This is a genomic window from Paenibacillus sp. NPDC056579 (assembly GCF_042793215.1).
Classification (GTDB): Bacteria; Bacillota; Bacilli; order Paenibacillales; family NBRC-103111; genus Paenibacillus_S.
Genome location: NZ_JBHTVD010000001.1, coordinates 1,137,907 through 1,158,455 on the forward strand (window position 1 = coordinate 1,137,907; position 20,549 = coordinate 1,158,455).

The window sequence follows — 20,549 nt, forward strand, 5'->3', positions numbered from 1 at the left end:
TAACGTACAAGGTAATGAAGCGGCTATTTACATTTAGTTCCAGTCGGGGGCTTTCAAGCGGATTCGTAATAACTGTTAAAGCTGAAAACCAATTGCACAAAGAAAGCTAAAGCAGCCATTGTATGAAAGAGGGAAGAGGCAAGTTATCCTATTCGTGTCAGTGGACCGGACTATCGGCTATCTGGTGAGGATCCGGCAATTAAACGCAGGTTTATTCGTGATGGGGTAGACATGAGGTTAATTGAACATTGTTCATTAATAGTCCAATCCGGAATTAACAAACGGATTCATCTCCCTTAAAAGGATCTTTACAGCGTAAGTGCAGGTGACAAGCAGTCTTTAGTTAATATAAGGCTGATAGAAGAATTAAAATTGATTAGGAAATTGACTCCACCTATTTCGATTAATACCAATTTTTGGTGTTACAAAAGGATGTCCGGTTTCTCAAGCCGATCCGGTGTTATGCATGGTAAAAACAGGATTTACATATTGATGTATACAACATATAATGTTTAATATGCTTTGTACGCGTTATCGCAGCAAGAGGCTTGCACAAAATTAGGATAATAGTTGGATATTCATTTCGTCTCCAGCTGGATAGTTAGGATGATAGTGATAATTATCGTGATGGACAGGTCATTTCTGTGGCTAATGATCGTTTTGTAATAGCGTTAGAGATCGAGGGAGGAGATATTGTCATGACAGCGATTAAGGAGCTGCAGACACGGTTTGCTATTCCGGATCCGCATTTCGGTCCAGTGCCATTCTGGTGGTGGAGCGGTGAGGAAGTCACAGAGGAAAGGATTCGATGGCAGCTTCAAAAGTTTCGCGAAGGCGGGCTGCGCAACATTGGCATCATTCATCTGGCGCCAACCGGTCCGCAGTACGGATCTTGTGGAGACAGTCCGGTTTTTATGAGCGACGACTGGTGGGTTCTCTTCGAGGTGGCTTTGCGCGAAGCGGAACGGCTCGGTATGCGACTTTGGTTTTACGATCAGATCGGATTTTCAGGAGCCAACGAGCTGGCGCGTTTAGTTGCCTCTAATCCCGAGTTTTCCGGGTATCATTTGCGCCGTTATTTGCCTGAGGAAGAGCTTCCGGAAGGCGCGCAGCTGTTGCTTGAAACGCAAGCCTACCGCTATGCGGCGGTTCGACAGGGCTTTAACTGGCTGGATCCTCATGCCTCTGCGGCAATGCTGGACCGGGTACATGGTGAAATGGAGCGGCGATTTCCCAATGATCTAGGGAAGACGATTGCCGGCAGCTTTCAGGATGAACTGCCGCCATTACCCTTATGGTCGCCGGATGTACCTATACGGTATGCCGAGCTATTCGGGGAGGACGTCATCACGCTCCTGCCGGCTTTATTCGATGATGAACCAGGAGCTGATGAAGTTCGCCGCCGGGTTTATCGCATTGCAGCGGAGCTGGCCGAGCAAGCGCTGTTTATTCCACTTGGAAATTGGCACCGCAAATACGGCATGCTCATAGGATGCGATCAGGCCGGCCCTGCACGCCGAGTTGATCTTCATGCCGCTCAACGGCTCTACCTGGACTATTTCCGCACCCATCGCTGGTACAACGCTCCAGGAGCGGATATGGAAGGGGAAATCAAACCTCATTCGTCCATGGTCCATTTGAATGGAGGCACCAGAGTCTGGCTGGAAGCATTTCATTCCAGCGGCTGGGGCGGAACTTTCGAAGAGACGATGCATTGGCTCATTCCGTTCCTTCAAGCAGGGGTTACACTATTCAGCCCGCACGCAGTGTACTACTCGACTCGAGGAGGATGGTGGGAGTGGGCACCGCCCGATACCGGGTGGAGACAGCCTTACTTTGAGCATTACGGCATTTTTGCAGATACGGTGAGTCGTGTGTGCAGTCTGCTAAGCGTTGGCTCGCATGTATGCGATATTGCCGTTCATTATCCTTCCTATGCTGTTGTAGGGTATTTGTCTTTGGATGATATCAAGCCCCGTGAGCATCCCATGGCTGCTTCGAACCGAGACCCGAATAAGAAAGTGGCGCACCTCCGTGAGGTATATTTGGAAGTTACAGGGACTGTAAACCGACGTGATACAGCCATGCGTCCTGGCGTTCTGCGTAGCAGGCATCTGGATTTTGACGTAGTCGACGACTCGATTTTGCAGCAAGCCGATGTTCAAAACGGACGGCTCGCTATTTCGAATGAGGCATTCTCCGTTCTGGTATTGTGCGGTACGACTATCATGGATGCAGAAGCATCCCGGCAAGTGAACCGTATGTTGGAGCAAGGCGGCTTAGTTATAGGAGTAATGGTGCCAGAGGTGGAAAAATCTTCGCTGCCGGGAGCCATTTTTGTTCAAACAGCAGAAGAGATGGCGGCAATTATTGAGGAACGCTTGCCCAAGCGAGTGGAGGGACCGGGTATGTCGCTACAGCGGAGCACGGATGAGGCCGACGTCTTCCTGCTGCTCCCCGAGGATGGCAAGCTGCTTCGAATGCACCAGCCCGCGGATGAGTCAACGATGCTGCTGGACCGTGCGGAGTATCGGCTTTTGACGTCCGGCGTGCCTGAGCTCTGGGATCCTGTCAGCGGACGCATGGAGCCGATACCTTACATCCGTGAAGGCGAGTGGATTCGGGTGGAAGCTGGATTTAGCGATTGGCCTGCTGCGTTAATCGTTTGTCCTTTTAGAACTGCCGCCGATGTAACCAGAATACCGGAAGGATTAAAAGAGGCTGTTTCACAGCCATTGGCTATGCGTTTCCCAGCGCAACCTGGAGAGTGGCCGGTCAATGCCGGACGAACGATCCTATTGGAGGAGAACTGGCGAGTTCGGGTAGAATCTACACTGGACAACCGGTATGGAGATTTCGATCTGCATAGCACCCAACGTGGTATCATGCCGCCGGAAAGACGCGTTATGCAGGTACGCACGGAGCGTGATGGGGATTCGGGAATCGGGAACGGCTGGCATTTACCTGCTTATGATGATTCGGACTGGGATGAACGGTTATGGAGCGAGTCTGTCTATTGGCATGTATACAAGGGAGATTCGTTCCAGCCATCGGAAGCAAAGCCGCTTGTCTACAGCAATATTTTCGGGGATTTGGCGTTTCGATCGTGGGCAGGTCGGATGGGGCGCGTTCCGAGACGTTACCTTCATTTGGGTGACGCTGTAAAAGGAGAGACGGTTTGGGCACATACTCACGCAGTAGCCCCTAAGGCTGGACGCTATGGAGTGCGTGTGGAGAGCAACGCCGAAATCATAGGCTGGGTAAACGACTGTCCGATTGCATGGAGCGGCGGACCTGAAGAGAAAACAGCATGGATCGATCTGAAGGAAGGGCCAAATATGTTCTTGATCAAAGCCGAAGCGCTTTCAAACGGTTTGATTCGTGCGGGGTTTGAGATCAATGAGACTTTAAGCGAATCGCTGCCGAAATGGCTGTACGTAAGCAATCCGAATCCAAACGCCAGTTTGCAAAAATCATTGACAATCCCTGCCGGCAGCAAAGGTCCGGAAGGTCCAGCTTGTATTCGCGGCAAGGGGCCGAGTTGTCCTCGAGGTGAATGGCGTACATGTTTCGGAGCACGGAGACTTTAATCCATACATACGGCAAGGTCAAGAGGAGGTAGACGTTACCGAATTTTGTCGCGAAGGTGAAAATGTCGTTAGGTTCCTGATGCCGGAAGGTGAGGGCGTAGTGCTCGCCGATGGGCGAATTGAGCTATTGGATGGAAGTTCCTTGTCCTTCTGCACTGGACTTGATTGGAAAGATGAACGTGGGGAAGCTCCTGGTATTTTACATAAAAACGTGCTGCATTTTGCAGAAACGGAATCGCTATGGATCAATCCTCGTCCGCATCCATTGCCTGGCGTAGGTTGGCTTATGCCGGAGTCTGTACCCGTTTCACCGCCTGTGTCTTTTGCAGCGGACTTAGCTTCCATAGGCCAACCTGTATGGCTGCGATTTCCACTTCCAGTCGGTGCATGCGGTATGCGTCTGGAGACGACAGGGCAGGGGCGAGTGAGCGTTTGGATTGACGGCCAAGAAGTGCCTTTTGCCGGAGGAAGGGCTTCATTTCCGCCACAAGCAGCAGGGACAATCGCAGCCGTAAGGATCGAACCAGAGGGAACACAGACGGAAGCGGCTGTTCTAAGTGGTCCTGTACGTTTTGATGTCGTTCCTTATGAGGGGAAGCTTGGCGACTGGCGTACGGCACTGCAGCTTCCGCATCATAGCGGAGCTGTAGAGTATGAAACGACGCTTCACTTATCTGAAGCAAGTGAAGCAACGCTTGAGCTTGGTCATGTCAGAGGCACAGCTGAGGTATGGTTTGATGGCAAGCCGATCGGTATCCGTGTGTGGAGACCGTATCGATTCATGCTAGGATCAATATCGGCCGGGACGCATCGGCTTCGTATTCGTGTAACTAACACACTGGGTACTCATTATGAGAAAGGCCGCCCAACCAGCTTGGTCGGAGCCAATCCGGCGGTGACATATTGGGATCGCGAGCATCGGCCCGAATGGCAAGCTGCATTTCCGACCGGCGGTTTGTATGGGCCAGTGCGAGTTGTTTTAAAGTAATTTAATGAAAAAAAATAATTAATGAAAAAACATAATTAATGGAAAACATTATTAACGAAAATTAACTCAAACAAAACACAAACAAAACACAAACAAAACACATTGAAAAAACATAATTTATTAAAATTAACTCTCAAAACAATTAAAAATCCAAAACCCCAAAAATATAATATTTTGGGGTTTGGATGATTTTTACATTTGCACAAAACCCGTATTTTGTACATATGTCTGAAAGTCGGCTAAGTCAATAAGTTTTTGTATAAATGAATCGTGCTAGATTCATACTTATCTCTATTACAATCTGTGATTTATAGCCCATGATTATCCCCCCTTTGAATCGTAGTAACTCAGAATTATTCGAGCAATAACCACGAGATCTTGCTCATTGCACAACCTCGACTGCAGATCAATGCCGAAAGCCGTGTCTTAGTTGTTTAATAAGCTATCGTACCCGTTAGCTTAATTTCTTGAAAATTAAATAAAAAGATAAACAGAGAAAAAACAGACCTATAAAGAACATGACTCCACCTGTCACAACATTGGAGACTATATATCCCTCAGTAATAGTTAGAGCCGTGTTTGTATCTAAACTACCTCCTACCGACCTTATATATTCACCTGTTGAGTCTCTGGCTTGTTGGACACTATTGGATAATTTCAAGAATCCAATTAAAGTAATAATTATTGAAATGACAGATAAACCGAATTGATTTATATTTTTCACTTTTCCTCCCCCATCCCTATTAAATCTAATTCTCTGAATTGTTGTTGAACTACGTTACGTTAGCTTAATGCGCTGCCGATCGATTCCGACAACCACGTCTTATCATAAATAACAAGCAAGTAACAATAAACTTTCTATTCATAGGTTCACACTCCAGGCTAGAACATATGGAGTATTAAAGTTAATCCATGTGTTTTAGACGTTCATAACCTTCGCTTAGTTACATACATTTTCCCTGTTCCTTTAACGAAAAAACAGCCGGTCTTTATGAACCGGCTGTCGTCAGATTTTGAACTATCGTACCCGTTAGCGGAGCGATTAACTTACATAATCGGAGACCAACGGTAATAAATGATTTACAAAAATGAAGCTAAAGTATTGAGTAAAATTCTTTGCTGATACTTCTTCCCTTCCTCTAATGGTAACTTCATTCCATTTTTTCCAGATAGACTCCAGTTAAGATATATCTTAACATAGGTCATTCTTTTTAAGTTATGCAGAATGTCTAATTCCTCAAAAAAAACTGCTTCTGATAAATTAATGTTATTTAGTGCTAGATATTCGAATAAATAACCTTGAACCAGTTCGGAATAACGTTCTTTAGGCATCGATCCGTATATTCGGGCGATATCCCAAAATCGCGGTCCACAACTCATCGAATTCAGGTCAAAAATGACTATCTCCCCATTCGTATTAAATCCAATATTGCCTTTATGAAAATCATCATGAATGAGACCAAAATTTAGATCTTCGGTAGCACGTCTGAACGTTTCTGCTTTACTTAAATATAAAGCTACTGGATGGGTTTTACAAAAATTTTTTAGATCATCTCCGATCTCCCCGTTCGCCGCGTATTCCCATACTAGATGGAGCGCTTTATCTAGATCAGTGGTTTTGCTTTTATGGCTCGGAGGCAAATAGGAACGATACTTGTCTGATATCGGCAAAGAGTTTATTTTAGCTAAAAGTCGGAGAGCCAATTTCAATTCTGACGGCTCCTTAAAATCGGCTCCGATTTTAGACAATCGTTCAATGAATAGTATCTCTTCACCGGAAACATTCCTAAAAGCACCAAAAAATCGAGGAACAGGTACTCCATAACTAGCAAGGTAATGATAGTGCGCCTCTTCTCCGAGCTCTATCTTATTTAATCGTTTAGCAAACATTTCAATCTCGCTGACCTCTCCAGCCTCACTCTCGTATGTAAACACGGGAATTATTTTTTCTCCCTGGTATCCGTAGTTGTTACCTTCAATTTGTCGAATTTCTTTTATCCTAGTGCTTCGAATTCTTTTATTAACAGCACATTCAAGAATCGATTGTATTATCTCCGAATCTAAACCAAACATATTGATATACTTCCTTAATTCATCGTTTCTTTGATCGACCATTTAATCATCCTTTCTTCATCTAATAGTCATATAGTCGATACCATTTTACCATTATTTGCCTATATCATTTGGGAAAGCTTCATTAATATTTAAACTAGCCTGCCAGTTAGCGTAACGCGGCTGCCGATATGCCGGCAGCCGCGTCTTAGTTATTTATTAAACTATCGTACACGTTAGTTCAGTAACTTCATGGGAAAAAGATAATAAAAAGCCTGCTCTTGACGTATTGTCAAGAACAGGCTTGGATGTCAGTATTACAGTTTTACGACATTCTCCGCTTGAGGTCCACGTTGGCCTTTAACAACATTGAATTCAACGCGTTGCCCTTCATCCAAAGATTTGAATCCTTCGCCTTGAATGGCAGAAAAATGAACGAATACATCGTCGCCGTTTTCCCTTTGAATGAAGCCGGTGGTTTACCATGTTATGTAATTCGTCGGGAATGGGATAATGTTCTTATCAATTTCGGGAATGAGATAAAGTTCTTGTCATTGAAATTTGACAAGAACTTTATCCCATAAAACAAGAAAGCCGCGATTTACGCGGCATTTAACGAGATAATGTTCTTGTCACCCGACAGTTGTTGTTGTTTGATGAGTTGTTGTTTCGTCGTCCGCGACAAGTAAAGCGCCCTCAATGAGAGCGCTGTAATTTAGAGATTTTAAGCCTCAAGAGTTGTGTAATAGTACGTGACTGTTTTTCCAATGTTCCAGTTGTTGTAAATCACGTTTATTTTGTGAAACTGGGTACGTACTCATTAGGAAGTATTTGTTGTATTACTTGAAACTAATGTTTGTGTCGTACGACATCAAGGAGGCTCGTCTCTTGACTCGATAGAGGATCTCGCCCAGCTGAGTGCTAGTCTTCATGCTGGCCTTTCCGGATCTCGTCTTCGAGGCTGTTCGTACGTCCGAGGTCCGTTACGATAGCTTGCTCCACTGCCGGTGACAGATTCCCGGCGCGCTCCGTCCTTCTCCGTCCGTCGTTAGTACTTTGATCGGTAGAGACACTACAGGCATTCTCCCATCCATAGCGTCAGGATAGGCTTCAGCCCACTGATAGGCGTTCATACCGCCCATCGACGATACCGAGGATGGCGTGGCTGCCCATGCCCGACTACTAAAGTCGGGTTCCTAATCTTATCTCTGATAGGTTGCTTGCAAGCAATCGAAGTTTTTGAGTTGAGAGATAGATTTCATTATATTCTGGTACCGGGATCGTTCGAAAGCTAGGATTTGTTCCGATACTCATCTTTTCCGGCACTTTCGGCAACTGTTTACCAGTGTTTTACATGCGTTTGCGTATGGTGTCAGCTACGCTGGTACTGCCCCTAATTCAAAAAAACGCGGCTGTCTAGGACTTTCCTGTCCTGAGCTGCCGTCGTTTCTCATTGGATCAGTCATATTATTTCCTTTGGTGTCGTCTTCTACAACCCAATGATCAGCTGCAGGTTGGTTACGATGGTGGTTTTCGCTTAATTGACTGGAATTACAGTACAGATCGGTTAAACTACTTTCTTTTCAATTTATAAGTTTGCAAACCAAATGTAAAAGCAATGACCATAAGCATTGAAAGCAATATCCAATTCGGGGAATCAATCTTATATACAAAGGTTTGAACTAAAATCGCTATTACTCCAAGTAATAAAATTCCTAAAACAATTGGTCTCGCAGCAGTAATAATGTCTGTCTTTTTAGTACGATTCCTTATGAAGAAAAAAATGCCAGTCCATATAACTAAAAATCCAGCCAAGCTTAAAAGAAATAGTGTGATCATACCCACCTCCTTCTCTTTTAATAAAATAATACCACATTATGTTGTTCATCACATTATTTGATTGTGATTTCAAAATAGACCCGCTAATGGCGTGACGAAATTGCCCCCTTCCGTCCACCAAAGGGGATGTGGAGGGAGAAAGCCCCCCTGCACATCATAACTGGCCGTGTGGCATCGCATCTTTAATACTGAAAAGAACTGTTTTGTGTAACTTCGTAGTATGGAACAGGTAACCAATGGACGTTCAATGTAGTTCCATATGCACCAGTGTTCCAGTATCTTAAACTATCTGAAACCAATTTACATCCACCAGAGACAATAGCGCCTGCTGCTGCCGCTGCGAAAGTAGCTGGATTAGGGAACATTGCAGTTAATAAAGTAGCGACAGCGGCTTCTGCTGCATAACCAGTTGACAACTGACTGAGATTATATGCCAAATATTCTGTATCAGCTTTGTTCATTGTTAAGGCAACACCCCACCAATAGGTGTTTGAAAATCCTTTCGCTGCTATTATTACATTCGGATTAGCGACAACTAAATTGTTTTCAATGATACTAGTTCCTTGAGATAACGATGAATTTAAAATACCGATACCATTCTCAACGATTGCATATGATTCAGCACTCACTACATCTTTTCCGGCTGGATCAATATGCAAAAGGCCGTCTTCTCCTTTAGAAACATATGAATTAAGAAGATTGGTTTCTGCAACTAATTTACTGTCAAACTTTACAACATTACCAGTTGCCACTACATTAGTCGGTTGTCTCTCATTTTCATTAGAAGCTGTCTTGACAGTACTTTGTGGCTCAAAAGAAGAACTTGAAGAAGCAAAAGCTGGGATTGCAGCACCAAATACCATTGTTGTAGACAATACTACGGATAAAATTGTTTTTCTTTTCATTTAATAATTTTTAAATCCTTTCCAAATATAGATTGTATACCAATTACTATATTAAAATACCTCTATTTCCTAAATTAGGAAATAGTCTGATAGAACTAAAAAAATAACCCAACCTCCTTCTCATTGCTGCAGTATCTGCCCGATTGGAAGCCGAGGTCCAGGAATGAGAAAGGCTGCCTATTGGCGACTCAGATTGTCGGAATTAAATCCGGTGATCAAGCATCCTCCTGCCGGCATCAGGCAAGATAACCATTTCCGCGATCCGAACGTATTTTTCCAAGATGGAACTTGGTATATGCTAGTCGAAAATCGTCTGGGGGATAACGGAAAAATATTGTTTTATTGCCGGTGATCTTATCCATTGGGAATATGTAAAGGTATTCTGCGAAAGTAGCGGTGACATGGGATATATGTAGGAATGTCCCGATTTCTTTTCATTGAACGGCAAAGATGTTCTCCTCTTTTCACCCCAGGGTATCGGATTGCCGGATCAGCCAAACATCTCGGGATACTGTCTCGGCCGATTGGATTACGAGACGCTTGATATCTCACACGGGTGATTTTACGCAATTAAATTGGAGATGGATACGTGCGATCAACAAATCCCCCCCAAAAAATTCTCTTGTATTAACACATATTTGAAGTCCAGTCGAGATGGGAAGACGGCCAGGGAAATATAATAAAGTAAGTCTCCCTTGTCTCATGTATAACCATGAGACAAGGGAGACTTACGAATGTGTTCACACACGTCTGTTGTTGAAGTATAGGAGAACCATTGGAGTTAACTATCCTAAGATACGGGATTCATTAGTATCCATGAAACTTATCATTGTATTGCTAACTTACCTTTAGAACGGCAATGGTCATTCAAGAAGGTAGCGATTTCCTCAACATTGGGTATTGATTCTTGAGCCCCGGCACGTGACACAGCAATAGCTGAAGCGGCGCTAGCTCGCTGCAGAGCATCCTTAACCGTCATACCTTGTTGCCTGGCTACGATAAAGGATCCGATGAACGTATCGCCTGCAGCCGTTCGTAAAGACAGTTTCTTCCTGATGGTTCATATAGAGAGACCCTTTCTCGCCCAATGTGATGATAACTTCTTTGACTCCTAAGGCAATAATTTGGCTGGCGGCTTGTCTGACATTCGATAAATCTTCCTCTAGTCGTATAGAAGTAATATATTCGGCCTCGGATTCGTTCAAAATCATTATATCTACAATGGATATACATCCGCTTGGATCTCTGGTGCCGGTGCAGGATTGAAATAAGTTTGTACACCCCGCTGTTTTGCTGCTTCAAGAGCGTATCGTGTACAGGCCCATGGTATTTCGTTGTTTTACGTAATTAATAAAGAGGCAACCCCACACAATAAAAACTAGTTCCCAGCCTCCTTCGTTGTAAGGAATGAAATCACCGTTTTTGGCTCTCACTAACCAATATTGATTTGTTGCCAGCTTGTATTTTAAATCTTGCATGAGTTCGATGATAACCCTACTATCATCCGTCAACAATACCTCTTCTGTTTCGGTTTTAATGTATATTTGTTTCACTTTTTGTAAATCTCGGTCCTGCCCAGGCTCTTTGTCGCTCAAACAAAATACGTCGTGCATCATCATCGACATAGCTCCAAATTGAAAATGAAACAAATCCGATTACAAATAACAAGCAAGTAACAATAAACTTTCTATTCATAGGTTCACACTCCTGGCTAGAACATATGGAGTATTAAAGTTAATCCATGTGTTTTAGACGTTCATAACCTTCGCTTAGTTACATAATTTTCCCTGTTACTTTAACGAAAAAACAGCCGGTCTTTACGAACAGGCTGTCGTCAGATTATTTAACTATCGTACCCGTTAGCTTAATCCGCCGAATACCCATCGGGAATGAGTCAAGTTCTTGTCAATTTCGGGAATGGGATCAAGTTCTTGTCATTTTGTTTTGACAAGAACTTGATCCCATAAAATAAAAAATCCGCGATTTACGCGGCTATTAATGAGATCAAGTTCTTGTCACCCGACAACTGTTTTTGCAGTCGGTTGACGTGTTCTCTCGTTGCCTTCGAAATCGTGGCCCCAAATATCCTCGATCGCTGACCTTCTACAAACCGTTTTACTCCAAATCCTATACCTGCAAAAACAACGATCACTAACACGAAAACTATAATTTTATTCATCTGCTTGCTCCTTAAATAATTATTATGTCTGGATTATAGACGAAACTTTCATGAAGTGAATGACTCTTGTCTAACCGTTTTCGCTCCTTCGCTTACATTTCCGTAAGAATGCAACACCATTATGGAATTATCATTATTGTGATAGTATCATTCATCTCTTCTTTCGAATATCAATATACCGTTTCCATTTGCTCCGATTGTTTTTCCGTTTTAACTAATAAGAGAACATTCGTCGGGAATGAGTCAAGTTCTTGTCAATTTCGGGAATGAGATAAAGTTCTTATCAATTAGAATTGACAAGAACTTGACTCATAAAATAAAAAAAGCCGCGATTTACGCGGCTATTAATGAGACTATGATCTTGTCACCCGACAGCGCCTCATTCCCGGTATTTTATTAACAAAATAAACAAAACCGATCAATATTAGCCCAACTATCGTACGTTAGTTCTATGCACATATTAACACTTATCGGCATAAAAACTTTGACATTCTCAAGGATAAGCTCTAACAGTCAATGACTTTGTAACAATAGACGACGTGCATTTATAAAAACCAAAGTCTTAAAATGTGCATATTCATACGAGGCTCAAGATATTTTAATACTCTTAACTATCACCCGCTCCCCCTATCTAACCTGAGAAAATTCTTCATTAATTTGTAGGTCCTGCACGCATCGGATGAATAGAATGACTTTTCATCGGAACGCAAAGGAGGAATAGAAGGCCAATGGAATCTACCGGGTCTTGGGCGTTTGCGCCCTAGAGCCGGTGATTCGCTTGGCCTTCCCGACTGAACGAGCTGGGGGATCCAAATATTCTTTCAATACAGTTTCACTTGTTTAAGACCGAAATCATTGGAAAAGTGGAAATCAGAACTGCTGAGGGTTTCAAACAATGGGCTTGTAGCAAGACTAGTACCGTGACAATTAGAATACTTGTACATAACCTGAATTAGTTCATAAAAGGGGTGATGACTTTGGTTGATATGATAGGATCTCCTGGACCTCTAGGGCCGCCCGGACCGACTGGATTGACTGGATTGACTGGATTGACTGGATTGACTGGATTGACTGGATTGACTGGATTGACTGGAGCTACGGGGCTTACTGGAGCTACGGGACTTACTGGAGCTACGGGGCTTACTGGAGCTACAGGGCTTACTGGAGCTACGGGACCGACTGGACCGACTGGAGCTACGGGACCTACCGGACCGACTGGACCACCAGCATTTACACCTGCATTTGGGTCAATGTATGGATTTGAAACCGTACGACCAGTTATTGTTGGATCTCCTGTGTTGTATGATAGTTCTGATGGATCTGCTGTAAATACTTCGGTTAATATCTCAACTGGGGAAATAACGATTAATCTCAATGGTACGTATCAAATTAGTGCTAGTTTAGACGTGATAATTAGTGGAGGTCCTCTTGGTGGTGGGGAGAGTGTTGCATTTCAAGTTTTTAGAAACGCTGCTCCTCCTACTCTTGGACCCACATTTACTGTAGAAGCAATTAATGTTGACATCGACTCTGGAATATTCCGTACCGGTGTTGTTATTCAAGCCAATTTAATTTCAGGAAACGTGCTCACTGTTGTACCTGTAAGTACTGTAGATTTCCCTGAATACCGCTCTGCTGCTTTTTCTGTTCTAAGGATTTTCTAAATTTAATTACCCGATTTACGAAGCTATAACAACTAACGTATATATCGTCAATAATAGAAAGCCAAGGATCATTATGATCTCTTGGCTTTTAGTTTAAATGGTCATTCTATTGCTACCCTATTTTATCCGATACAATTGAGGCTCACCATACGGACCGAGACGAATATCTTTTATCGCTGTTTCATCAAGATAAAATAACCTTTCATGATTCTCTCCCACTTTTTCGATGAGTACGATTTGAGAAGCGCTGTTCTTCTTTTGCCATCGCTGATAAAAGACGCCCTTGTGAAAAGTACCATCAGTAAGCTCTACTTCCATCGGTTCCCCTGGTTTTATCTTACATTGATTTCTAACAATAATGTGATCGATTTGCAAAAGAGACACCTCATTCATCATTCAATAGCACCGTCACCACCGGGTTTCTTGTGGTGGGTTGTCTTCCTCGAATAATCCTTCTTCGAGAAAGGCCGAGCGTTTCCGAACCGCTTAAAAAGAATTTGATCTTTCGAGCGTGAATCTCATCCGCGGCGAAACGGTGGTTTTCCGTTTCGCAACCATCCGGTTTTCTCGGAGATCGCTCTCATTATTGGACGCAACGAAGCCGCAGCGAGACAGCTTGGGAGCCGCGCTCGTCGCCGAGTCCAAGGTGCCGAATCGTCTTCAGAAACTGCGGGGCATCAGCCTTCCTCGCCGCGTCACGTAACGGAGGCTTTGAGAAACTGCTCTCGGTATTGGACCCGAATCTGGTACTTCGAAACGACCCCGCATTCGCGCCAGTTGCAAATGCTCCGGTTGTTCGCAATTCAGATGGCCGTAACCAAGCAGGCCAAGCATTTCACCGATCGTGCCCAGAGCATGATATCGGTGCTCGTGAACGGATCGGTAGGTGTCATTACAGGCTACTTGGACCAACCGATTTTCATTCTCGAATTTACGGTTGGGGATGGCAAGATCACCGAGATTGGCATGATTGCCAACCAGGCACGCCTTCGCGAGTTCGACATCGCCGCTTTGAACGATTGATCGGCTGAAGAGATAAGGAACTGTAAAAACACTAAAATAAAACGTAAAAGCATAAAAAACGCACTGTCGCAATCATAGACAATGCGTTTTTTTCTTGATTTATCAGCAAATGCTGTTGAGACAATAGCTTTAGAAGATCCTCAACACAATATTGTCACTACGTTATCCTTCTCGTTCAGGTGAGCGAAGGCTGCCGGTTCGTCGGCAGCCTTTCGTATTGATGCTATCGTACCCGTTAGTGTAATGATCTTGCTTCACATTTCAACTTGTGATACGGTTCCCGCGTTGTCTGTAACGGCAATTTTTAAGGCCGTCCTTTTGCTGGACGGCCCTTGATTACGAAAAACGAACCCCAAATCGTTCCGGCCAGTTTAGACTTTTGCCTAGCAAACTTAAACTTCTCTTCTAACTCCGCGGGTACCTCCATCCCCTCGGAAAGCTTAAAACCAACGGCCCGCTTCTTAGGGTCATCTACCGTATACATGACATTGAGCCCAAGACCATCCTCATAAAAGACGTAGGTAAATTGGATATTTTCCACTTGAAAACGTGACGTCTCTAAAGGTTTGGCCGCAAACTCAACGCCTCGTTCCTCTTTCAAAATCCGGTTCACATAGTCAAGGTTCTCCTAGCAGGGGGTACGGGCGCTGGAGTCGAGGTCTGAAAGAGGCGTGTCGCAGCGCCGACCTAATTATCGTGGATTTGATTTGGACGCTTGGGGATGAAGCACACATCTTGGAACCCGTGGAGGCCGTGGACTACATTTTGCGAAAAACTGAAGCCCTGAGACGCCGGTATCGCTAACGCTACACAAGCCGCATGTTTCATCACTAGCCTGCCCGACGGCCGGGCTCATGCGGTACTCTAACCTTCTTCCGAACGGGTTTAACGGTGAAATCATTTTATTTTAAAGAAACCGGAGGCGTTGCCTCCGGTCCTCTTTAGGTTGTAAGTGTATCCGAAATTTTAGCAGGAATTTCTACCGAATTGCGTGGACGGCTCGGATACATCGACGTCAATATGCGGTAACTCGATTTCCACAAGGGAATGCTCTACCGCGAAATGAATATCGTCCCTTACCCGCGATGGTTGTCCGGAGTGATCTGCTTCTCCAAGAGCAACTCCGCAGCCTTCCGGAAATACTCCGAATCAAGATCGGACTTATCCAAGTATCTCTTCATGACGAATCCTTCATACAACATCCTCAGCTGAGCAGTCAGCTCTTCGGGTTGTCGTGCCCCGCCCTCCCTTGCAAGCTCTTGAACCCGAGTCCAGAAGCTCCTCTGAATGTCCAGCAATTTGACGTGAGCGGGGTGATCCCGATCCGGGAATTCAACCGCCGCGTTCAAGAACGGGCATCCCCGGTAATCCGGCATCCCCATCTGTTCGGTCACATCGCGAATGAGGGCGCCGAGCTGTTCCTTAGGGGAGCTCGGATACAGTTGCCTCAGTCTTTCCAGTTTTTCTACTTTTAGTTCATCCCTGGCTTCGAGATAGGCAACCGTCAGATCATCTTTCGTAGCGAAACTTCGATAGAAGCTTGCTTTGGCAACGTCGGATTCCTTGATAATCCGATCGATGCCGACCGCTCGTATTCCCTCCTTGTAAAACAATTCGGAGGCGACCCTCAGTATACGATCTCTAGCCGTTTCTTTATTCATCCTCAGCCCCCATCTCTATATGAATTTGGAAAAAGGTGTATTGACATGAGACAGATCTGTCTGTATCATGTCATTGTGATGAGACAGACAGATCTGTCTCGTGTATTATATCAAATCCTCTCGCCTCCAGTCAATTAAGCGAGTAGTGAGAAAGGGGAACTTTCTATGCCAAATACTACACTTTCGGACGCTTCCGCCCAGTTGGAGCGGACTCGCGCCCCCGTCTCCAAAGGAGACGGTCGCAGATCGCGTCTAATGCTGCCGGCTCTGCTTTTACCTGTATTTATGGCAGTGTCGAACACGTTCATCGTGAACGTGGCCACGCCTTCAATCCAGCAAGGGCTCGGGGCCAGCTTCGCCGATGTACAATTCATACTTACCGGGTATACGCTTACGTTCGCCGTTCTGCTGATTATAGGCGCCCGGCTAGGCGATCGATTTGGACGCCGGAGAATGCTGTTCATCGGAGTGGCCTTTTTCACAATCGCTTCTCTGTTCTGCGGCTTGTCTGCCCACGTCACGATGCTCATTGCGTCGCGCGTTTTGCAAGGTGTCGGTGCCGCTCTGTTTATGCCGCAGGTTTTATCCCTTATTCAAGCCAATTATACTCCGGAACGTCGAGGTGCGATCTTCGGCATGTATGGAGCGACCCAGGGAATCGCGGCGACGGCCGGTCAGATCATCGGCGGGCTGCTTCTCCGCATGAATTTGTGGGATCTGGATTGGAGAACGGTGTTCCTGATCAGCGTTCTGCTCGGAGCTCTGATATTGGCCCTGATTCCGTTTATTCCGGAATCCGGCTCGCCTGATCGCGCAGGACTGGATTGGATCGGAGCCGCTCTCGCCGCGGCCGGCTTGCTGATGCTCGTCTATCCGCTCGTGCAGGGACAGCGTGAAGGATGGCCCGCCGGCCTGGTCGTCAGTTTGCTCTTGTCGGCCCCTGTGTTGGTTTTGTTCGCCTGGTACGAACAGCGACTGTTGCGCTGCGGTCGTCTCCCATTTATGAATGTCGACCTCTTTAGGCATAAGGTGTTCACGTTCGGCATTCTCGTCGTGCTGCTGTTGATGTCAACGCAGGGTGCCTTCTTCCTTGTTGCCGCCTACATGCTTCAGCTTGGACTTCATTTCTCAGCTCTGCAAGCAGGCCTTGTAATCGGGTCGATGGGAATGGGCTATTTCCTCGCATCGCTGTTCTCTTCCCGAGTCGCCGCGAAGCTTGGAGCCCATGTACTGACTGTCGGTTCCATCTTGACGACAGCAGGTTACCTGCTGCTTAGTTGGGCGGTCCAAACGACCGGGATTTCATCCGATATTGGCGTATGGATCCCCGCTTTAGCTGTGCTCGGCATCGGTCAAGGCTTCGTCGCCGCGCCACTGACTAATATCGTTTTGGCGAAAATCCGCACAACGGACATCGGCTCCGCATCCGGTGTCATGACAACCAGCATACAGATCGCCTCTACGATCGGAATCGCCTTGATCGGCATCGTTTGGCTTAACGCTCTTGGAGCCCATACCGGCTCGGTCTCCGCCTATCCCGACGCGTTTAACATTTGCCTATATGTGCTGGCCGCCGCCACTGCGCTCATCCTGCCGCTGGCATTGATGCTGGCGAGGCGAAGCGGAGCCCGTCTTTCGTAAAAGAAAAGAAGCCCACCGCGCAACGAGGCCACTGAAGAACTTGCTTTATCTTTCCATCAGTCGCTAATGTAGGTCACAAAAAGGACATCCGTTTTGAGTTTCAGAGCGGATGTCCTTCTTAAATGTCCATGTACCCAGTCAGTTCCTATATTTCTAGCATAAATTGGGGCATCACGAATGAGGAGTTGATAGAATGGTACGTATCCTTGATAAAGCGGCCGTCTAGTCGCTTAGTCATTTCAACCCGGCTAAATCGTTTACTATTCGACGTACCTCGCAAAAATCCGGTATAGCATCGACCCCAATACGGATTCCAGTGAATTCCCAACCGAACCGGGTAGATCTGGTGGCAACCGTTGGTGTCCCCTGATCTCGCCCACACGCATGTCGGTCCCTTGAATCAAAGCCATTAGGATGGTTTGCCGGGTTTCGTCTTCGATCGCATTCAGCACCTTCTGATTGTTCTTAAATTCGATGGCGATAGCAGCCGCAAGTTCCTGACCTACGGAAATGCCCCCTTATCGTTTAATCGTTAAATTCTTTTTACGGATATAAGATACAACAATCTCGAACACTTCGCATATTGTGACGATTTGTTTGCAGTATTCTGAGTAACACTTCCCATCTTAGCGGAGAAGCTCGGCTGCGAAATGGTAACTTTTCCGGGCCATCACCTTTCCTTTTTCGATATGCCGCGAGAATGGACGGCCGCTCTGACGGATGTATTTCATCGGATTGCCGCATAAAAAGTTTCGCCGTCACTTATGGTACGGTTCCCCGTAATTAATCTTCAACTAAACATGCCCGTTAGCGTAACGAGGCCGCCGATTCATGCCGGCGGCCTTGTCACAGTTGTTTATTAATCTATCGTACCCATTAGTTCAAAGGCAGCAACAGTGCTCGAACGAGATTGCGTAGCGAAGATAAGGTATCCACGTCTATAACCCTTCCATCTGGTCCTAGCTTTTTAATGACAAACGGAACGGCGAGCGTTGCTTGCTCGGGAATCGCTGCACTCATTATCTTCAGAGTCAGTATCAATGATGCTAGCGCTGACGCGCCACCCTCAGCATGCGGGGATGCACTGATAACTGCTGTTGGCTTATTCATGAACTCGCCTGAGGAAACGACCCAATCGAGCGCGTTCTTGAGCGAGCCTGGTACTCCACGAGCATACTCCGGCGTACAGATTACGATCGCATTCGCTGACCGCAAATTTTCCCGCCATTCAACTACCGCCTTATGCGGTTCGGATTTGTCAGCATCTAAGTCAGGACTGAAATGTGGCAAGCTTTCCAGCTTATTGTATTGACGAAAATCCACACCTGTAGGCATCATTTCCTCCATAGATAAGAGCAGCCTCGAATTGGTAGACTCCTTGCGAAGACTTCCGGATATGCTTAGCACTACAAGACGTCGTTCTTCCATTCAGTTCCACGTCCTTTCAACTGATATCGCAAGTATAAACCATAACTATAATGTCATAGTCAATAGGTTTATGATTCCACCATCTCCTGCTGATCTATGGCAGCAGCCGAGTCTAAATTGTGATTATACTTACCCTCGAGCATGTCAAAAGGAACTGCCGAGAAAGCTGCTTGACGTTTATATTGATCTATTCGTTCAACTATCGTACCAGTTAGTTGAACGACATATCTAACTATTCTATTCCATATGCTTCATCAATCTCATATTCTCCATCGAGAATGCGGTCTATAAATACACTTGGGGACTTATTGAATTTTTTCCAATCTGCATCATGAAGTATATTTAAATTCTGGTGTTCAACGTCATAACTTCCAAGAGCTTTTTTTGATGGAATCCATACTAAAAAACCTAATGAATCGTAAGCATCAACGTCAAACAACAGATTTATCAAACGAATGCCTTCAAACTCCATTTCTGTAACATCCATAATTGAACAAAATTCGATAAAGTCCATATACTTCGAGCCAGGAAGTTCAACACGCTTTCTTTCCTCACCTAATTCTTTTATTATTGCACTTGGCAATCCAGAGCGTTTCAATTCCGTGATCTTATTATCCAAATCATGCAGTTCTTTCGGCTCATAAGAAGCAATTAAATCCATTATTTCTTTATTTTTTTGGCTTTTAGCAATTGAAAACGCGCGGTATCCATAATGGTTTTTTAATGTAGGGTCGGCTCCTTTCTCTAGCAAGAAACAAGTAATCTGTAAATGACCATATAAAGCAGCATTATGAAGCGGAGTATTGGTTTTGTCAGGGTGTTTATCAAAGACTTGATAATTAATGTCGGCCCCTTCCTCCGCCAAAAGTCGGACGATCTCTATTTTCCCTCTGCTGGCTGCAATTTGAAGAGCATGTCCCCCGTGCTTGTCTATATCTAGACCTGAACGGAGTAAGAATTTTATTTCATCAATAAGTCCATCATAAGCGGCTTTCCATAATGCGGATGTTCCGACATGAGATATTGCATTGATATCTGCCCCACGGTCAAGCACATATTGAATTTCTTCGATTCTTCCTCTCCCAGAAGCGCAGATAATTGATGGAAATGAAGGATGATTTATTTCTGCGCCATACTCAATCAACAATTTAACAATAGTAAAGTCATATTCTCTATAATAGCCCCATGCATATTCTAGATATGTAGCCGTTCCTGAGGCTCGATAATTCAAGTCGATGCCTGAAGCAAGTAATGATTTTACAGTCTCTACATCTTTATTTTTGAACGCATTTATCAATTCTTGATTCATCATGGAGTCTTCACCTTTCTAACATTATATTTATATTTATAACCAATTCGGTTCTCTCATTGAGTTATCCTGCCCGTTACTTCAATGACAATCAGGGAGCAGTCAGGCAAACTACTCCCTGAATATTATTCTGATACATGGACCATTTCCTTCGATCTAGGGGAGCAACATCTGAAGAGGCAGGTAAGTCGGTTGGTTGGGGATAGCAACCGTAACTAAACCACAACAACCAGTTTCACAATAAAGGCCATCGTAGGATGTAGGCAAGGT

General features: G+C 45.0%; 16 protein-coding genes and 3 pseudogenes. 7 read left to right on the plus strand and 12 right to left on the minus strand.

Annotated elements, in window-relative coordinates:
* Nucleotides 1-698: 698 nt before the first annotated feature.
* Both ACFQ88_RS05145 and ACFQ88_RS05150 read left to right on the plus strand, forming a co-directional pair.
* Entirely contained in the window at nt 699-3,590 is a 2,892-nt protein-coding gene (locus ACFQ88_RS05145) for a hypothetical protein (RefSeq protein WP_379452611.1), read from the plus strand.
* Nucleotides 3,591-3,690: 100 nt separating this feature from the next.
* Complete coding sequence (locus tag ACFQ88_RS05150; RefSeq protein ID WP_379452613.1) at nt 3,691-4,578, plus strand: hypothetical protein; 888 nt, start codon at nt 3,691-3,693, stop codon at nt 4,576-4,578.
* 1,080 nt (nt 4,579-5,658) lie between these two features.
* Here the strand turns inward: ACFQ88_RS05150 and ACFQ88_RS05155 are convergent.
* The 4 genes from ACFQ88_RS05155 to ACFQ88_RS05170 all read right to left on the minus strand — a co-directional run bounded on the left by ACFQ88_RS05155 (nt 5,659) and on the right by ACFQ88_RS05170 (nt 9,374).
* Complete coding sequence (locus ACFQ88_RS05155) at nt 5,659-6,693, minus strand: phosphotransferase (protein WP_379452615.1); 1,035 nt, start codon at nt 6,691-6,693, stop codon at nt 5,659-5,661.
* Nucleotides 6,694-6,947: 254 nt separating this feature from the next.
* Complete coding sequence (locus tag ACFQ88_RS05160; RefSeq protein WP_379453584.1) at nt 6,948-7,097, minus strand: cold shock domain-containing protein; 150 nt, start codon at nt 7,095-7,097, stop codon at nt 6,948-6,950.
* Nucleotides 7,098-8,202: 1,105 nt separating this feature from the next.
* Entirely contained in the window at nt 8,203-8,469 is a 267-nt protein-coding gene (locus ACFQ88_RS05165) for a hypothetical protein (protein ID WP_379452617.1), read from the minus strand.
* A gap of 182 nt (nt 8,470-8,651) precedes the next feature.
* Complete coding sequence (locus ACFQ88_RS05170; protein ID WP_379452619.1) at nt 8,652-9,374, minus strand: hypothetical protein; 723 nt, start codon at nt 9,372-9,374, stop codon at nt 8,652-8,654.
* 163 nt (nt 9,375-9,537) lie between these two features.
* Between ACFQ88_RS05170 and ACFQ88_RS05175 the strand changes: the two genes are divergently transcribed.
* Both ACFQ88_RS05175 and ACFQ88_RS05180 read left to right on the plus strand, forming a co-directional pair.
* On the plus strand, nt 9,538-9,726 hold the full coding sequence (locus ACFQ88_RS05175; protein ID WP_379452621.1) for a hypothetical protein: 189 nt from the start codon (nt 9,538-9,540) through the stop codon (nt 9,724-9,726).
* A gap of 76 nt (nt 9,727-9,802) precedes the next feature.
* Nucleotides 9,803-9,934, plus strand: a pseudogene (locus ACFQ88_RS05180) (hypothetical protein); the annotation flags it as partial.
* A 266-nt stretch (nt 9,935-10,200) separates the two neighbouring features.
* Here ACFQ88_RS05180 and ACFQ88_RS05185 read toward each other — a convergent pair.
* The 3 genes and pseudogenes from ACFQ88_RS05185 to ACFQ88_RS05195 all read right to left on the minus strand — a co-directional run bounded on the left by ACFQ88_RS05185 (nt 10,201) and on the right by ACFQ88_RS05195 (nt 10,993).
* On the minus strand, nt 10,201-10,431 hold the full coding sequence (locus ACFQ88_RS05185) for a PfkB family carbohydrate kinase (protein ID WP_379453586.1): 231 nt from the start codon (nt 10,429-10,431) through the stop codon (nt 10,201-10,203).
* A pseudogene (locus ACFQ88_RS05190) lies at nt 10,343-10,627 on the minus strand (PfkB family carbohydrate kinase); the annotation flags it as partial. The pseudogene ACFQ88_RS05190 and the gene ACFQ88_RS05185, both read right to left, overlap by 89 nt.
* A 45-nt stretch (nt 10,628-10,672) precedes the next feature.
* Entirely contained in the window at nt 10,673-10,993 is a 321-nt protein-coding gene (locus ACFQ88_RS05195; protein ID WP_379452623.1) for a hypothetical protein, read from the minus strand.
* A 1,600-nt stretch (nt 10,994-12,593) separates the two neighbouring features.
* Here ACFQ88_RS05195 and ACFQ88_RS05200 point away from each other — a divergent pair.
* Nucleotides 12,594-13,217, plus strand: coding sequence for a hypothetical protein (locus tag ACFQ88_RS05200; RefSeq protein WP_379452625.1), 624 nt, complete (start codon nt 12,594-12,596; stop codon nt 13,215-13,217).
* A 117-nt stretch (nt 13,218-13,334) separates the two neighbouring features.
* Here ACFQ88_RS05200 and ACFQ88_RS05205 read toward each other — a convergent pair whose 3' ends face one another.
* Nucleotides 13,335-13,592, minus strand: a complete 258-nt coding sequence (locus ACFQ88_RS05205) for a hypothetical protein (protein ID WP_379452627.1) — start codon at nt 13,590-13,592, stop codon at nt 13,335-13,337.
* Nucleotides 13,593-13,928: 336 nt separating this feature from the next.
* Between ACFQ88_RS05205 and ACFQ88_RS05210 the strand changes: the two genes are divergently transcribed.
* Entirely contained in the window at nt 13,929-14,240 is a 312-nt protein-coding gene (locus ACFQ88_RS05210; RefSeq protein ID WP_379452629.1) for a hypothetical protein, read from the plus strand.
* Nucleotides 14,241-14,544: 304 nt separating this feature from the next.
* Here ACFQ88_RS05210 and ACFQ88_RS05215 read toward each other — a convergent pair.
* Nucleotides 14,545-14,868 (minus strand): annotated as a pseudogene (locus ACFQ88_RS05215) (phage tail protein); the annotation flags it as partial.
* A gap of 448 nt (nt 14,869-15,316) precedes the next feature.
* Nucleotides 15,317-15,901 (minus strand): TetR/AcrR family transcriptional regulator, encoded by a 585-nt coding sequence (locus tag ACFQ88_RS05220; RefSeq protein ID WP_379452631.1) that lies wholly within the window; start codon nt 15,899-15,901, stop codon nt 15,317-15,319.
* A 165-nt stretch (nt 15,902-16,066) separates the two neighbouring features.
* On the opposite strand from ACFQ88_RS05220, the gene ACFQ88_RS05225 reads away from it, so the two are divergent.
* On the plus strand, nt 16,067-17,542 hold the full coding sequence (locus ACFQ88_RS05225; protein WP_379452633.1) for an MFS transporter: 1,476 nt from the start codon (nt 16,067-16,069) through the stop codon (nt 17,540-17,542).
* Nucleotides 17,543-18,418: 876 nt separating this feature from the next.
* Here ACFQ88_RS05225 and ACFQ88_RS05230 read toward each other — a convergent pair.
* Together ACFQ88_RS05230 and ACFQ88_RS05235 are read right to left on the minus strand one after the other, a co-directional pair.
* Nucleotides 18,419-18,970, minus strand: coding sequence for an NADPH-dependent FMN reductase (locus tag ACFQ88_RS05230; protein WP_379452635.1), 552 nt, complete (start codon nt 18,968-18,970; stop codon nt 18,419-18,421).
* Nucleotides 18,971-19,202: 232 nt separating this feature from the next.
* Nucleotides 19,203-20,282 carry an ankyrin repeat domain-containing protein gene (locus tag ACFQ88_RS05235; protein ID WP_379452637.1) on the minus strand — a complete coding sequence of 360 codons (1,080 nt, stop codon included), beginning with the start codon at nt 20,280-20,282 and terminating at the stop codon, nt 19,203-19,205.
* Nucleotides 20,283-20,549: the final 267 nt, after the last annotated feature.

What these genes read in the sequence shown, in the direction of transcription:
- ACFQ88_RS05220 (WP_379452631.1), bottom strand. Translation starts at nt 15,901, where the DNA reads ATGAATAAAGAAACGGCTAGAGATCGTATACTGAGGGTCGCCTCCGAA.
- ACFQ88_RS05230 (WP_379452635.1), bottom strand. Translation starts at nt 18,970, where the DNA reads ATGGAAGAACGACGTCTTGTAGTGCTAAGCATATCCGGAAGTCTTCGC.
- ACFQ88_RS05165 (WP_379452617.1), bottom strand. Translation starts at nt 8,469, where the DNA reads ATGATCACACTATTTCTTTTAAGCTTGGCTGGATTTTTAGTTATATGG.
- ACFQ88_RS05195 (WP_379452623.1), bottom strand. Translation starts at nt 10,993, where the DNA reads ATGATGATGCACGACGTATTTTGTTTGAGCGACAAAGAGCCTGGGCAG.
- ACFQ88_RS05235 (WP_379452637.1), bottom strand. Translation starts at nt 20,282, where the DNA reads ATGATGAATCAAGAATTGATAAATGCGTTCAAAAATAAAGATGTAGAG.
- ACFQ88_RS05175 (WP_379452621.1), top strand. Translation starts at nt 9,538, where the DNA reads ATGAGAAAGGCTGCCTATTGGCGACTCAGATTGTCGGAATTAAATCCG.
- ACFQ88_RS05155 (WP_379452615.1), bottom strand. Translation starts at nt 6,693, where the DNA reads ATGGTCGATCAAAGAAACGATGAATTAAGGAAGTATATCAATATGTTT.
- ACFQ88_RS05145 (WP_379452611.1), top strand. Translation starts at nt 699, where the DNA reads ATGACAGCGATTAAGGAGCTGCAGACACGGTTTGCTATTCCGGATCCG.
- ACFQ88_RS05170 (WP_379452619.1), bottom strand. Translation starts at nt 9,374, where the DNA reads ATGAAAAGAAAAACAATTTTATCCGTAGTATTGTCTACAACAATGGTA.
- ACFQ88_RS05225 (WP_379452633.1), top strand. Translation starts at nt 16,067, where the DNA reads ATGCCAAATACTACACTTTCGGACGCTTCCGCCCAGTTGGAGCGGACT.